This is a genomic window from Natronorubrum marinum, from assembly GCF_052040125.1.
Taxonomy (GTDB): domain Archaea; phylum Halobacteriota; class Halobacteria; order Halobacteriales; family Natrialbaceae; genus Natronorubrum.
Genome location: NZ_JBPPFV010000005.1, coordinates 104,893 through 120,483 on the forward strand (window position 1 = coordinate 104,893; position 15,591 = coordinate 120,483).

The following is a 15,591-nucleotide window of genomic DNA, read 5'->3' on the forward strand; positions in this document are numbered from 1 at the left end:
TCGCGGTTTCGATCGGCGCGGTGACGAATACGAAACGAGGTGACAGCCGTCCGGAGTCGATACTGTGTCGGCTCATCTCTCAGCCGAAACTGCGCGTTCAGCCGCAGAGCCATCCACGAGAGATTACGGCAGCGCGGGACGCGATCAATCAGGTACTAGCGGCAGCACTGACTGATTGCCCGAACCGAAGCGACACCACTGCGTTCGGGGAGACGCTGCCAACACCGATTCGGTACCGACACGCGGTTTCCGCTCCCGACGCCGGACCAGCCGACTGCGCTGACGCTACTCGATCGCGACTTAGAACGGGACACCGAATTCGAGGAAACGACGCCGGACGAGTGGACGCTCTCGGGTCTCGGTGTAGACACGACATAACATTTCTATTCCGTACGAGAACTGGACGTATGGACACTGCCCCCTGGGACGGGACGCAGTCAGTAGTCGTTCCGGGAGTCACCGCGCCGAGTACCGTCGCGTGCGTCCGGTCGCTCGGTCGCCGCGGCATCCGGACGATCGTCGTCTCGAGCGACGACACGACGCCGGCGTTCGCGTCGAAGTACTGCGACGAGGCGATCCGCGCGCCATCGCCACACGAGGACCTCGTGGCGTACAAGGACGTGCTGTGCTCGCTCGCGAGGCGGCCGGACGTCGAGACGATTATTCCCGTCCGAGAGCCGGATATCTACGTACTGTCGAAGTACAGAGACGAGTTCGCGGAGTTCGTGAGTACCCCCTGGCCGACGTTCGAGACGCTGTCGCGCGCGCAGGATCGAATGCAGTTGTTCGAGGCCGCCGACGCGGCAGGGGTCGCCGCGCCGGAGACAACCCTCTTCACGACGACCCCCGACAGGGAACGGAAATGGATCGTCAAACCGCGGTATACGATTCTGGGCGACGAGTACCTCGAGGAGTACGCGCCCGAACGGTGCGTCGCCCCGCCGTCGACCCAGTATCTCGAGTCGAGCCACGCCAGAAGTACCGAGGACGCGCGGACCGAGATGGAACACGTCCCGCTGGTTCAGGAGTACGTCTCGACGACCGAGGAGTACGGCTTCTTCGCCCTCTACGACGAGGGCGAGCCGGTCGCGACGTTTCAACACCGACAGCGGCGGGGCTACAGCTACGCCGGCGGCCCCAGCGCGTTTCGGGAATCGGTCGGCATTCCGGCGCTGGCGGAGGCCGGACTGGCGCTGCTCGACGAACTCGAGTGGCACGGGCTCGCGATGGTCGAGTTCCTGCGCGACGACGAAACCGGCGAGTTCAAACTCATGGAGGTCAACCCGCGGTTCTGGTCGTCGCTGCCGTTTTCGGTACAGGCCGGCGCGGACTTTCCGTACTACTACTGGCTGCTGGCGAACGGGATGCGAGACCTGATCGATCACAGCTATCAGCCGGGGATCGGCGGCCACCTCCTCCGCGGCGAACTGTTATATCTCCGCTCCGTCCTTACCGACGAGATCGATCTCGTCGAGAAGCCGGGACTGACTGACGCCGTCATCGATATCGGTCGCTCGCTCCTCGAGCAGCCGCGGTTCGACTACCTCTCTCGCGACGACCCACAGCCGTTCGTTCGGGATTTCGTGAACACGCTCTCGGCGATCCGGCGATAGCGCGATCGGTTTCGGTGTCCAGTAGTAGCGATGATCGATCAGACCGATCCGGCGGCGTCAGCGGCCTTCCGACAGAGCCAATACCGGCCGTGGCTGTCCAGTTCTCGTCAGCAACGAGACGGCGGTTCACCGTAGTGTCAGTATCCAACCGAGTGTATTTCCAAAATAGCTACCATTAATTCGACAGGAAAGCTTATACCGGGATACTCGGGTTACCACAGTATGGCACGTGACACTCCGGTACAGAACGAAGCTGCCACGACCGACGCTGAACCACTCCCGAACCTCGTAACGATCGTTGGACGCGGCGTTCCTTCGAGTTTCGAGATCACCGTCGACGGTGAGATCGAGATGGACACTGACGATCCCGTCGAGGAAGCGACCATCGTTTCGGGCAGCGTCGCGGAAGGGTCGATCGACGTCGGCGTCCAGCGGTTCCGATTCGACGGCCAGGTAACGAACGTCCACCTCGTCGACTGGAACGGCGTCCCCGCGCCGGAATCCGCGAGCGTTCCTAACGTGCACGTCGACTACGGCGTTCCCGAACGGTAGACGCGCTGTCCAGGTAGGGGCTGTTTTTTCACGAGCGGCGATCGAACGGGAGCGGCGCGTCAGCGACTCCGCACGCGCTGCAGTCCGGACTTCGCGCTTCGCCAGGCCGGGTAGACGGTGTTGTAGACGCGGGCCGGCGTGTTTCTCGCGCCCGCGTGAAGGATTCGGTGGGACAGCGGCGCCCTCGATTCGGAGACGAGTCCGTCGAGGTCGGCGTCGTCGAGCCACGCGAAAAAGGCCGCCTCGTCGGGCGACGACGGTTCCGTCTCGCGCGTACGATCTCGAATGTCCTCCCACATGTAGCGTTCGTCCTGTCCGAGGACCCACTGGCCCTCCTCGAGTGCGGTCCGGATCTCCCGGTAGTCCTCGTGTTCGAACTGATAGCCGTGGTCCGTCGGCTCGAGTCCCGAGAGACGTAGGCCGACGGCAGTCCGGTAACACTTCTCGCACTCGCCGCAGTTGCCGTCCATTCGGGCGTTACAGGTCTGCAGTTGTAGGTCCGGCTCTTCCGCCTCGATGTAGTCGGCGATTGCGTCGAGTCGCTCCTGGCGGGTCAAATCGTAGGAGTCGTGGTGACACTGCGTGCCGGCCCAGCGGACGTGGTCGTCGATATCGGGTCGCGAACCCCACTCGAGGTCGATCCCCTCCCAGTGGGTCGCGGCGACGTAGAGGTCGTCCATGCCGCGCGCGTAGGCCATCGGCGCACAGAGGCCGAGCAGCCCGAGGCCGTGGCCGACGGAGCTGTACCAGGCGCCGTCGACGTGGCGCTTGTAGTGAGCCAGCAGCATCGGATGTGCGAGAAACGAGAGCATGTTCGACTCGACGAACGCGGTCTCGAGACCGTGGCCGTCGGCGAACGACGAGACTCGAGACCGAAGGTGGTCCCACTTATCGTCGTCGCCGGCGTCGGGCGTAATCGTCCAGCCGCGGATGCTGATCAGCGTCGGCTCCTCCTCGCGGTGGCGAACGTACGAGCAGGTCGAGTCGACGCCGCCGGTAAAGAGCAGGCCGCTCTCGCCACCCGCCTCCCGGTGGACGTCGACGGTTTCTTTCGCGTAGAGCGTGCCGCCCTCGAGGAAGTCGTGCATCGAGCACAGCGACGCCTGAACGTCGTCCAACGCCGCGGCGAACGTCGCGTCGACCTCGTCGACGTAGACGTCGGCGCCGTTCGCCCACGCGACGGGACAGACCTGCGCGAGGACGGGAATCGCGAGAACCGCGTCGGGAACGTCTTCGATCGAGACGTCGTACTCTGTTCGAAACGATTCACCGGAGAAGAACCGCTCGAGGTTCGGAGACGTCCGGACATCACACTCGAGAGTCGTACCGTCGGCGTTGACGTGGTCGATGACGATTGATGACATAGTTGGGTCCAAATCGCGTCACAGTGTCGGTGGCGCACTGTCCGCTGTCGAATCGACGGATTACGAACGAGTACAAAAAGCATCAGAACCGTTGATCGTTCTGAATTCGAGAATGCAACCCATAGCGACGGGTTCGGAATCGGTAACGAGCGCATACTTCCGAGCGAGAGCGGTTCCGACGGAGGGAGTCGGAACCGACCGGAGAGCGATCGGTGCGACGAATCGCGCAGTAGAAAGGGCGACGGCGAGGCGTGAGCGGTTGCGAGGTGGGCGGGAGGGGGAACTGAACCGCCCGGATCGGCGTGCGATAGCCGTCGATCGGCTGTGACAACATCGCAACGGCCGAGCAACCGACGCCTTCTCCGTGCGCAGAGCCGATAGGAGCCGTATAACAAACGTCGTTATCGATGACCATCCGTCCAACACATGCGTATCGCTATTGGACCGGACAGCGCCCCTTCTGAGAAAGCATGAAACGGTCGACACTCAACGTCACGTTCGCCGTGGGCTTCCTCGCGATTGCGGTCGCGATCCTCGTCGCGAGAGCCAATCCCGCGAGCAGCTACGAAGCGTCGATCTACACTGCCACGCCGACGATTTCGTGGATCGCGTTCGCGTTCGCGCTCGCGATCGCCGCCAGCACGGCGCTCACCTGCCGAGGTCGCGAACAGGGCTACGGAATCGCACTCGGTGGAACGGCGGTCACGGCGATCGTGAGCCTTCCGGTGATCAGGAACTACCGGTTCTCCGGAAAGGGCGACGCGCTCACCCACCTCGGTTGGACCCGGGACATCATCGACGGCTCGCTGGCCCCACACGAGCTGTTCTACCCCGGATTCCACGCGATTTCGACGGTCTTTCACTTCGTCGGCGGCGTTCCGATCGAGCGCGGAATGCTGTTCGTCGTCGCGGTCGCTTTCCTCCCCTTCGTGCTGTTCGTACCGCTCGTCGTCCGGGAGATGGGCGGCAGCGGGATGGCGGTCGGCGTCGCCGCGATCGTCTCCTGGATGGTGCTCCCGATCAACAACATCGCGACGCACATGGGTATCCACACGAACTCGAACGCGCTGTTTCTGGTGCCCGTCGTCATCTTTGCGTTCCTCGCGTACCTCCGTCGACGTGCAACGATCGAACGGCTGCCGTTCGGGCTCTCGCCGTTCAGCCTCCTCATTTACGTCACCGGTATCGGGCTGCTGTTCATGCACCCCCAGCAGATGATCAACGTCGTCGTCCTCATCGCCGCGGTCACCGGCGTTCAGTATCTCGCCCGGCGACGGTACGACGACCATCCGATGCTCGATCATCCGACGACGTACGCCCACACCGCCGTTCTCGGCGTCATCTTCACCGTCTGGGCGGCGAGTAACGCGCGGTTCAGAGGGGCCGTCGAAGGACTCGTCAGCGGCGTCTTCGCGGAAGACGTGGGCGGGAGTGCCGAAGTCGACCAGGCCGGAGCCTCGCTCGGCGAAGTCGGCGGGAGCCTCGGCGAACTGTTCGTGACGATGTTCCTCGACCTCGCACTGATCTCGCTCGCCGTGGGGCTGTTCATCCTGCTGGTATGGCTCGGCCGGACCAGACTCGACCCCGAAACGAAGTCGTTCGTCAACTACTTCGCGATCGCGCTGATTCCGCTGACGGGAATGTTCTTCGTCTACTTCGTCGGCACGCCGACGATGGCGTTCCGCCAGATCGGATTCATCGCGATCATCCTGACGATCCTGTCGGGAATCGCGATCGCGCGCGCTATCGGTGCGCTCTCGGGCGTGATCACGGTCCCGGGTGGGACGGCCGTCGCAGCGCTCCTTCTCGGTGCCTGTCTCGTGCTCGGGCTGATGACGGTGTTCGCCTCGCCGATCATCTACAACCCCGGTCAGCACGTCACCGACCAGCAGTTCAGCGGCTACGAGACCAGTATGGAGTACGGAGACGAGGACGTTCCGCTCGTCGGGCTCGGCTACGACCCGTTCCGATACGATCACGGTATCAACGGCGTTGAGGGACAAGAGAGCCTCAGCGCCGCGACGACCGCTAGCGGCACCGTCGAGTCCGATGAATTCGAGGAGGGCAACTTCAGCGGCGCGTACGGAGGTGTGGGCTACAACTTCATCGTGACGGAGTTCGACACCACCCGCGAGATCGAGGTCTACCAGGAGCTCCACCACAGCGAAGCCGCACTCGAGGCCCTCGAGAAGGACTCGGGTACGAACAAGGTGATCTCGAACGACGAGTTCCGGATGTACAACGTCGACGGCGACGACTGACTCGATTTATACGATTTATATTTTGTTTGCGCGCGTGTAGCGGTTTGACGTCCTCGCCACCCTCGAGACGTGACACGATTCGACCGTCACCGATCGACGTCCGTCCGCCGGTCGTCACGGATTACGCCTGCGGTCCCGTCGAACGTACGACGAGCCCGCGTTTCGCGAGACACGGTTCACGGATACCGACACCGACGGGTGCGACCGTCCGGACACGCGAACGGGTGCTGGCACCAATCACCGACGCGGAGCGTCGGCGCAGTCTCGAGTCAGCAGTCATAGTCCGACGGAACACGGTCCGCCCCGGTAGACGGCATCGCACAGCCGAGCTATCGGCGTCTCTCGCTCGAGTTGCGAGTGGTACCCGTGAGGACGGGTCGGCTACGCGAGGGTCGCTCGTCTCGAGAGCGATATTCCCGCTCACCGCCGACGGACACCGGCAATCGACGGCGCGTGCTACAGGCCGACTCCGACGAGCGGCGAGCAGTTGGACAGAGCGCGAGGTTGCTGCCGGGGACAGGCAGAACTGACTCACGTGGAAGCGGACGTACCGTCGGACGCGACCGTCGGCCACAGCGTCGGACGGTATCAATGGGCACGATAGAATGGAGAGCCGAACGACCGACCGTCCCGAGCAGAAATCGCCGATTGTTCACGACGTTTCGAGCCGACGCTGAACGGTCAGAACGATCTACCGCTAGCCATCGTCGTTTCGTAAAACAGGTCGTATACGGCCCCTCGAGGGAGTAATATCCGATTTCTGCTGAAAACAGTGACTCTCGGACGCCGTATTTCTCGAGATACATTCACAATTTCTTAATCGAATCCCCGCATTTTGTTCTCTGTTTTCTAATGATAGAAACACATTCTGTAAAGTTAGGCAATATCCTCAAGGAAAAGTTTATGAGTGTAAGCCCAGGTTACGAAAGTGTATGGCGCAGAACCCCCGCTCGTCCGAGACGGACACTACGCCGACTGCAGACCGTAACAGTGGCTTACACCGCCGCACATACGTGCGTTCGCTCGCAGCGATCGTGACCGCCGCAACCGGCCTCGGTACGACCGGCACGGCCGCCGCACAGGACGAGGAAGACTACGAAGTCATCGAAGCCGCAAACCAGGAGATCACCATCGCGGACGGTGAGACCTGGGAGAACAAACTCTTCGACATGACCACCGGGCAGGACGTGACGATCACGGCCGTCGGGAGCGACTGGACCATCCGCAACATCGGGTTCGAGGGCAAGAACACCTCCGGAGCCGGCTCCGCGACGTTCGGTATCTCCGACGCCGGCGGCTCGAGTACGGTCGAGAACGTCTACCTCGGTGACGGCTCCGACGAACGCAACGGCAGTTCGACCGGTCACGGACAGACCGCGTTCTGGATCAATCCCGACCATGCGGGTCACATCGACATGAAGAACGTCAACATCCAGGGCTTCGCGGACAACGCGGTCTACGGCTCCGCGCCCGGAAACAACGGCGGCGGAACGATCCACATCGACAGCTGTTTCGCGGCCAACTGTCACGTCTCCCACTTCCGTCTCGCGACGGAGGGGAGCAAGGTGACGAACTCCGGCATCTTGGTCGACGAAGAAGGCTACGCGGGCCGAGGGATCTGGGCCTGGGCCCCCGGGACGATCGAAATCGAGGACTGCCAGATCGAGATGAACGGCAACCACACCGCGATCGACGCCGGCGCCAACGGACAGGGAACCGAAGTCGTCGTCCGCGACACCGACTACGACGATCAGGCCGGTATCACCGAACACGCCGGCTCGTCGGTCCAGCTCGAGGGCGATTCGGGAACCGATCCCGAAGCGTTCATTCCGAGCGGCACGCCGACCAGCGCCGAAGAAGCCGCTTCCGGTGGCGACTGACGGCAGATAGTCGATACCCCGCTGACGCCAGAATCGACCGCTCCCCCTCCGTTCCTCGCTGACGACTCACCCCTCCACCCCCTCCGACGACTCGGCCCCTCCCCGCTGACGACTCACCCTCCATCTTCGCTGACGACTGAGCCCCCATCCACGCTGACGACTCACTCTCTCACCCTCACTACCACCTCACTCCCTCACCCCCGCGGACAACTTCCTTCCGCCTGACCGTCGACGCCGATCCAGTGCTCGCTGGGAGCTCAGTTCGCACCCTGTTGACGATATCCGCCATCTTCGCTGACAAACTCACCGCCGCGCTTCGCTGCCAGCTTCTTTTTGTTCGTTTCGGTAACGTTTCATTCTACGTTCCCTGCCACTTCGACTCCAACTCCACCAGTATACCCACCGAACGTGACAGCCGCGTTCTCCCGCTACACCGATAGTGCGCTCCGTCTTAACCGTCTCTCTAGCGGATAAGTCTCTGGCCGCTGTCAGTCCGGTGTCCCGCCGTATCGAACCGTTCAGTCAGTTTCTACCCCCCTGAACGGACCGGAAATCGAAGTAATAGCGTATTACTATTGGGGCAGAGGCGATCTCGTAGCCGTATCAACGGTAAGTTACGATTACTCGGGACGCCCTCCAGTTACGACGATATATAAAATTCCGAGATGATTTGTCGATGATTTCGTGAATAAAAATTCCGATTTGAGATATAGTCTGTAAATTTTAAGTAAAGTAGAGGAGAAAGTTTATGGTGGTAGTATTAGATTACTCGATTGCATGGCACGCGAATCTTCGGTACCGGATGACGATCGATGCGTCGGCGACGAACTGTCGTCGACCAGTAATGACGAGAGCAGTGAATTACTCGGCCGGCGATCCTACATGAAGTTGGCCGGAGCGACCACCGCTGCCGCGGCGGTATTTAGTACCGGTGCGAGCGCCGACGAGGGCGACTACGACGTCATCGAGGCGCGCGGACAGGTTATCAGGATCGGTGACGAGACCTTCGAGAACAAGCTCGTCGACGTCTCGAACGGAAACGGTATCACGTTCGTCGTCGACGGCGCGGCAACCATCCGAAACATCGGGATCAGCGGTCTCTACCAGGGAGACGGCTTCATCTTCTCGATCACCGCTCCTCGAGGAACCGTCGAGTTCGAGAACATCTACATCGGCGACGGCGCGAACAAGTCGGGAGCGAGCTTCGTCCACGGTCCCGGCGCGATTTTCTATCACGCTACCGCCGGCGCCGACGTGATCTTCCGCGAGTGTAACGTGCAGGGCTACCCCAACAACGGCTGGTACTGTTCGAACAGCGCCAAAGGCGGCTCGATCACGTGGGAGCGGTGTTTCGGCAAGAACAACGGCGTCACGACGTTTCGCGCCGCCAACCGCAACGACACGCTTCGCGACTGCGTCGCGTACAACGACAACACGGACTACTCGACCGACTACGGCAGCTGGGGCAACTACAGCGAGAGCTCCGGCCGCCCGCTGTGGGTCTGGCAACCCGGCGGCTGCACGGTCGAGGACTGTCACTTCGACGCCGGCCAGTACGGCGCGGCCGTACTCACGCACCGGGGAGCGTCGATCTCCCTCGACGGGGGTGCGGTCTCGGGCGGCACGCACGGGCGCGTCAACACGTCGAGAGCCGGAAGTAATCCCGACCTCTCGATCCCCGACGGCGTGCCGACCTCCGCGGAGGCGGCCGCGTCCGGAGGATCAGCGAGCGAGAGCAGCGCCGACGCGGACACCGACGAACAACTCCCCAACGTCGTCGTCTTCGACGGCGACGGGACCGACGATTCGACGAGCTACGAGTTCGTCGTCAGCGACGAGGTCGAGCCGAGCGACGACGACGGCGCGTCGATCGACAGCGCAGCCACCGTCGACGGAACCCGCGCGAAGGGCACCGTCGTCGACTACCTCGACGCGTGGCGCTTCGAGGGAGAGATCGAACGCCTCAGCCTCGCCGGCGACGCGACGGTCCGCGTCAACGGTACCGAAGTCGACCCCGACGAGTTCGACGACATCCTCGAGCACACGCTCCTCTTCGACGGCGACAGTTCGGACGTGACCCGATACGAGTTCGGAATCGACGGCGACGTCGAACCCTCAAACTACGAGGGGGCGACGATCGACGACGCGACCGAGATCGAAGGGTCCCTGGCCCACGGCGTCGTCGCCGACTGGCGTGATGCCTTCCGCTTCAGCGGCGACCTCGACCAGCTCACCGTCGACGGTCCGGCAACGGTGTTACTCGACGGCGAGGAGATCGATCCGGCCGATTACGGCGAGGACCTCCCGCACGCCCTCGAGGTCGACGGCCAGGGCGAGCCGACGAGCTTCGAGATTACGGTCGACGGGACGATCAAACTCGACTCCGAGGACGAGCCCGAAGACGAGGCGACGACGATCTCGGGCTCGACCGTCCAGAGTTCGGTCACCGACGACAGCCTGACGTTTCAGTTCTCGGGTGCGCTGACGGACGTTTCCATCATCGACGGCGAGGCCGCGGTCAGCCTCGACGGCGAGACGATCGATCCGGACGATTTCGGCGACCACGAACTGCTCCCTCACGCGCTGGTCATCGACGGGACCCGAGACGAGGAGCCGAGCGCGTACGCGTTCGAGGCGAGCGGCGCGGTCTTCAAGTCGACCTATCAGGACGCGACGATCGATGCTGAGGACGTGATCGAGGGCCGAGCCGTCCGCGGCATCGTCGGCAACCACCTCGACGCCTACTGGTTCGACGGCGACATCGAGGACTTCACCCTCCGCGGCGACGCCGCGGTCGACGTGCAGTACAACGTCCGCGATCAGTAATCGCGGCCGGCGCTCGCGACCGGTACCGACGATCGTCACCGGCGCTCAGGTCAGTTGGGCGATCGTCTCGCGCGGGTCGATCACGCCGCTGGCCGTGATCAACACGCCCCAGATAGCGACCCCGGCACCGATCACGCCGAACAGAGCCGGCAGATTCGACGCGTACGGCAGCAACAGCAATACCGCGAGACCCATCCCGCCGGCGATAGCCGTCGTCACGGCGAGCGAACGAGCGATCCGAACGAAGTCGAGCGAGAGTTCGCTGTGCATGACGGAGACGTTCACCAGCGTGTAGACGCCGAACGTGATCACCGTCGCGACGGCAGCGCCGGTGACCCCGTAGATCGGGATCATGACGATATTGAGGCCGACGTTCGCGACGGCCGTCGATCCCTTCGCGTACGCCCGCGTTTTCGCCCGGCCCAGAAAGTCGAGCCCCTGCGTCGTCACGCCGGTAATCGCCTGGAAGACGACGTAGACGCCGAGCACCTGCAACACCGGTGCCGCGCCGGCGTACTCGGCGCCGAAGACGAGCGTGACGGCGGGCTCCGCCACGAGCATCAACCCCACTGCGGCCGGCACGTAGAGTAAGAACATGTACTCGAGCGTCGTCTCGTAGATGTCCGCCGCGTGCTCGAGCGAATCGTTGGCCTTCTCCTCGCCGTACGTCGGCGAGACCGAAAACCCGAGCGAGCCGGCCGGAACGAGTACGAACTCCGCGATCTGCTTGCTCAGCACGTAGTAGCTGACCGCGACGGGGTTGATGAAGAACGCGACCAGGACCGTATCGATCTGCCTGTCGAGCACGCCGGCGCCGTGGGTCGCCGTCAGCGGCACGCTGTACTTCAACATCCGGTTCCGGAGCGACTTGCTCCCCCCGCCGTCGGCGTACTGCGTGTAGAATCGGCGGTAGAGGAAGACCAGACCGACGACCGTTCCAAGGAAGACGCCGACTACGTACCCGAAGAGCGCTCCGGCGACGCCCAGACCGAGGGCCGTCAGGATGACGACGAACACCAGGCGCGAAACGTTGTTGACGACTTCGATGATCGCGCTCAGATCGACTCGATTGAACCCCTGAAAAAGGGTCACGTGGTAGGAGAACAACGACTGGAAGATCAGGTATCCTACGGCGACCACCATCAGCGTCGAGAGCGCCGGAATATCGAGGGCGGCGGCGAGCGGTTCGCGGGCGATCACCAGGGCACCGGAAACGATCGCGAGCAACACCAGCCGGTAGCCGAGCGAGGACCGGAGGAGATAGGGGATCGTCGAGGGCTCGGTTTCTTTCTTGTCCGACACGTAGCGGGCGGCCGAGCGGCCGATCCCGAGGTCGGCACCGAGCTGGGCGACGGCGATGACGGAGATGATGGTGAACAACAGCCCGTACTCGTCGTTCGTCAACAGGAATCGCGCGAGCACGAGCATCAACAGCCCGTTCGCGAGGTTGTTCACGAGGCGGGCGCCGAGCGTCGCCTTGAACCCGTCGACGATACGGTCAGTGAGCGCCACGCTCGAGTAGTCGCTGGTCGTCGGCGTCGTTTCGACGCGAGCCACCGGAACGGCACGCGACGCCTCCACTAATCGAGCGTCGGAGCCACGAACGGTCGACTGCACCGGCGGACTTCGACGGGCGATTCGACCATCGGGAGTGGAGAGACGGGTTCGCTATCACTGACCTGTGGCTCCCCAACCGGAATCATTGTAATCCTCCACATACCCGCTGTTTTAGCAGTCATACCGTTGGCCGACTGCCGGGCGTGAAGCGACCGAGATGGGCCGAGAACCGATACCGCTCTCAGTCGGCATCAGGGCTACTGTCTTGCGGTTTCGACCAACATATGAGACGGACGGATAGTACGCTGAAGATAACAAAGCAGTACGAGAACATCTCACTGGGTATGCAAATCGGGTTCTATCACGACGCTGCTGGGACCCGCCACGCCGGCGGAATCGCCGTCTACACCCAGCAGCTGGCCGCCGCACTCAGCGGATCGAACGACGTCTACCTCTACACGCAGCGAGGGGAGCTGTCGTCCGTGCTGACCGAATCGGACGTCACCGTCGTCGAAACGCCGTCGTTCGACGACCACTGGCTCCACTCGATCGATGCGCTGAGTCCGCTCACCGATCAGGACCACTCGAAACTCCTCATGACGTACTGGGCCGCTCGAAACGACGTGATCGACCACATGGACGACCACCTCGACGTGCTCGTTACCGCCCAGTTCCTCGACGATCTCCTCCTCTCGAACCTGACCGACGTGCCGACTATCTACACCTTCCACCAGTTCTCCGACGTGGGTCTCGGAATCAAACTGCGCGACGCGCTCTCCCGGACGGAGCTGATTCTGGCGAACTCCGACGATACAGCCCGGAAGGTGTCGGAGACGTTCGACTGCGATATCGGGGAGGTGATCTATCCGGGCATCGATCCGGATCAGTTCCGACCGGGCGTCGATCCGGCGATCGACGGCGACGACCCGATCATCCTCTTCGTCGGTCGGCTCATCGAAGCCAAGGGCATCGGCGACCTACTCGAGGCGGTGTCGCATCTCGAGGGGCGCCAGGAACTCCACGTCGTCGGCAGGGGCGACGATCAGTGGGTGCGACGCCGAGCCCGCTCCCTCGGGATCTCGGATGCCGTCGTTATCCATGGGGAGGTTCCCAACGCGGAGCTGCCGTCCTATCACGCCGGCGCCGACGTGTTCTGCCTGCCGAGTCACGACGAGAGCTTCGGCATGGCGAACGTCGAGGCGATGGCGTGTGAGCTCCCGGTCGTCACGACGGATCTCGAGGGCATCGAAACCTACCTCGCCAACGGCGAGAACGGGCTCCTCGCCCGGGTCGGGGACCCGCGGGATCTGGCCGACAAACTGACGATGCTGCTCGACTCGCCGCGGCTTCGGGAGCGACTCGGCGCGCGCGCTCGCGAGGACGTACGGCGGTTCAGCTGGGACGAGCAGGCGCGAAACCTCGAGCGGTTCTGTTACGAAGCGCTCGACATCGACGCTCCCGCCGACCGACCCGAACCGGAGCCCGTTCCGAAGGTGTAGAACGAGACAATCGAACCGGAGCCACGGCTCGCGGTGTGAGTTCGAAAGGTGGCTCCCGCGCCTGAATCGGAAACAGATGCTGGCACGCGAACTGCTCCGGTACTGGATGACGGTCGCCGGGAGCCAGTCAGTACTTCGGGATCCGTGAATAAAAGTCCTTCCTACCCACAGCGGTGACAGGAATCGGGAGACGAGTCGCGTGCGACCGAACGGGCACGCCGATCGCGGGGCGAAGACGGAGCAGTTAGCGGCTTCGGACGGCGTGCTCGACGCCCCCTCGATGGCGTCGCCCTCGCCGACGGACGCGTCGCGGGAGGTCGGCGCGTTCCTCGTCGATGGAGACGTGCGTCGAGCTGTCGACGGACGTGCTATCGTCGACTGCGCCGGAAAGCCGGAAACGCCGGACGCCGCGCTCGATCGATTCCTCGAGCGCGCTCTCGGAGACGGTCGTCTCGACGTAGTCCCCCGCCGGTTCACCCTCGCCGATGACGGCGATCGTATTCTTCGGGAGTTCCTCGAGTCGGCTGACGCGGGACCACAGACGAGCGGATCTCGAAGAACGAGCGGCGAACCACCAGACGTGTGGAAGGAGGCGTGTTGAAAAGGACGCGTGTAGGTGGAGACGCGCGTGGAGCAGTAGACGTACGGGAACGCAGCGAGCGCGAGAGAGAAGAGTCACACCGTGCGAACGTTGCCACCCGTCGGCGCGGCTGTCACCAGCAGGGCGGTCAGTGTCGCCGGAAACGTCGGCACGAGTCCGACAGTACGGTCACTCGATTCGCGAGAGTTTACCATCGACGTTGCGCTCCAGCTGTCGGTTGGTCGCGACGTGTGCGACCGAGAGGAGGAAGAACGCGACGACGACGACGCCGGCGAGTCCGAGCGTCGGAATCGACGACAGCGGCGGGACGCCGAGGAACGCACCGGTGACGACCGCCGCTCCCACGACGCTGAGCGTCGCGTACCATCGGTCCCATCGATCCTGTCGATGCGTATCCGTATCGAGATACATCATCAACAGGTCGGCGTTGTCCGCGAGCGAGATCAGGCCGCGGTCCTGATCGTACTCGACGATGCCGGCATCGTCCATCTTCGGCAGATGCGTCTGGTAAAGGGCGACGTACACTCGCTTACGCTGGTCCGAACTGAGTGCGTTGACCTCGGTATCGTTCTCCCAGGCAGCGATCTGCTCGGCGAGTTCGCCGAGCGTAACCGTTTCGTCGGATTCGAGCAAGTACGCGAGGACTTCTCGACGGCGGCGGTTTTTCAGGAGCTCGAAAATAACGTCTTTCGAGAGCCGTTGCTCCTCGTCTGAGTCGGCGACCGACGCGATCTCGTCCGGAAGCGAGGTATCGATCGACGACATTACTCTCGACCTCCAGGCCCTGAACGGCCGGTCCAGTCCCATCCGTTGGGCGAGAAACGTCTACCATACTGTCGGGTCGACGGGTTCCGCTGTCTGTTTGATCGGCAAATCGCAATCACGATTGACACACCAAGTTGTACACCAATACTGACACTCTTAAGGACGGCCACGTTTCGCACCGGCTGCAAAGCGGGTACGGATACACTTCCCGGCGTTGCCGATACCACATCGAGTCGATACCTCGGCGGTCGATCCGGGCAGCGGATCGGGGCGGACGGTATCGATCGATTGTGGTCGAGTATCTTTCGCGTACGTACGAAAGAGTCGGGGGCAACGAAATGCGTCTCCGGGTCGAGGGGCAAAGATGCGACACGACACTGGTTCGGAACGTTTGCTCGTAGCGACATAAAGTCGAGCGACAGTTCGCACGAGAAACTCGAATTTACGCAGTGAACGCGTGATTTACGCCGGTCCTCCGTCGGAACAATTGCCGCATTTCACGTTTCGTGTCCACACTAAACACAGGAGGGCGAAACCGGTTCCGGCCGACGGCCACCCGTAGCATGGGACGCGACTCGACACGATTCGCCGGCCGCCTCGATCGGGGACGGCGATATCGCGTCGATACTGCTCCGCTCGCTGCGACTCCCACCGCGTGATAGTCGCTCGCAAC

10 protein-coding genes are annotated in these 15,591 nt (G+C 62.9%); 7 read left to right on the forward strand and 3 right to left on the reverse strand.

Annotation, left to right across the window (positions count from 1 at the left end; translation table 11 throughout):
- Window positions 1–407 precede the first annotated feature (407 nt).
- Window positions 408–1,613 (forward strand): carboxylate--amine ligase, encoded by a 1,206-nt coding sequence (locus tag ACSFC5_RS22090; RefSeq protein ID WP_440767370.1) that lies wholly within the window; start codon window positions 408–410, stop codon window positions 1,611–1,613.
- Window positions 1,614–1,835: 222 nt separating this feature from the next.
- A complete protein-coding gene (locus tag ACSFC5_RS22095; protein WP_090311396.1) occupies window positions 1,836–2,165 on the forward strand; it encodes a hypothetical protein in 330 nt (109 codons plus the stop codon).
- Window positions 2,166–2,224: 59 nt separating this feature from the next.
- Here ACSFC5_RS22095 and ACSFC5_RS22100 read toward each other — a convergent pair whose 3' ends face one another.
- Window positions 2,225–3,529, reverse strand: coding sequence for a hypothetical protein (locus ACSFC5_RS22100; protein WP_440767371.1), 1,305 nt, complete (start codon window positions 3,527–3,529; stop codon window positions 2,225–2,227).
- 470 nt (window positions 3,530–3,999) lie between these two features.
- On the opposite strand from ACSFC5_RS22100, the gene ACSFC5_RS22105 reads away from it, so the two are divergent.
- The 3 genes from ACSFC5_RS22105 to ACSFC5_RS22115 all read left to right on the forward strand — a co-directional run bounded on the left by ACSFC5_RS22105 (window position 4,000) and on the right by ACSFC5_RS22115 (window position 10,496).
- Complete coding sequence (locus ACSFC5_RS22105; RefSeq protein ID WP_440767372.1) at window positions 4,000–5,790, forward strand: hypothetical protein; 1,791 nt, start codon at window positions 4,000–4,002, stop codon at window positions 5,788–5,790.
- 932 nt (window positions 5,791–6,722) lie between these two features.
- Entirely contained in the window at window positions 6,723–7,670 is a 948-nt protein-coding gene (locus tag ACSFC5_RS22110; protein ID WP_440767373.1) for a hypothetical protein, read from the forward strand.
- A 777-nt stretch (window positions 7,671–8,447) separates the two neighbouring features.
- The gene (locus ACSFC5_RS22115; protein WP_440767374.1) at window positions 8,448–10,496 is read left to right on the forward strand and encodes a hypothetical protein; all 2,049 of its coding nucleotides are present in this window, start codon (window positions 8,448–8,450) and stop codon (window positions 10,494–10,496) included.
- A gap of 45 nt (window positions 10,497–10,541) precedes the next feature.
- Here the strand turns inward: ACSFC5_RS22115 and ACSFC5_RS22120 are convergent, their stop codons facing one another.
- Window positions 10,542–12,053 (reverse strand): flippase, encoded by a 1,512-nt coding sequence (locus ACSFC5_RS22120; RefSeq protein WP_440767375.1) that lies wholly within the window; start codon window positions 12,051–12,053, stop codon window positions 10,542–10,544.
- A 344-nt stretch (window positions 12,054–12,397) separates the two neighbouring features.
- Between ACSFC5_RS22120 and ACSFC5_RS22125 the strand changes: the two genes are divergently transcribed.
- Together ACSFC5_RS22125 and ACSFC5_RS22130 are read left to right on the forward strand one after the other, a co-directional pair.
- On the forward strand, window positions 12,398–13,552 hold the full coding sequence (locus ACSFC5_RS22125) for a glycosyltransferase family 4 protein (protein WP_440767376.1): 1,155 nt from the start codon (window positions 12,398–12,400) through the stop codon (window positions 13,550–13,552).
- A gap of 199 nt (window positions 13,553–13,751) precedes the next feature.
- Complete coding sequence (locus tag ACSFC5_RS22130; protein WP_440767377.1) at window positions 13,752–14,153, forward strand: hypothetical protein; 402 nt, start codon at window positions 13,752–13,754, stop codon at window positions 14,151–14,153.
- A gap of 168 nt (window positions 14,154–14,321) precedes the next feature.
- Here the strand turns inward: ACSFC5_RS22130 and ACSFC5_RS22135 are convergent, their stop codons facing one another.
- Complete coding sequence (locus ACSFC5_RS22135; RefSeq protein ID WP_440767378.1) at window positions 14,322–14,918, reverse strand: DUF7344 domain-containing protein; 597 nt, start codon at window positions 14,916–14,918, stop codon at window positions 14,322–14,324.
- Between the last annotated feature and the right edge of the window lie 673 nt (window positions 14,919–15,591).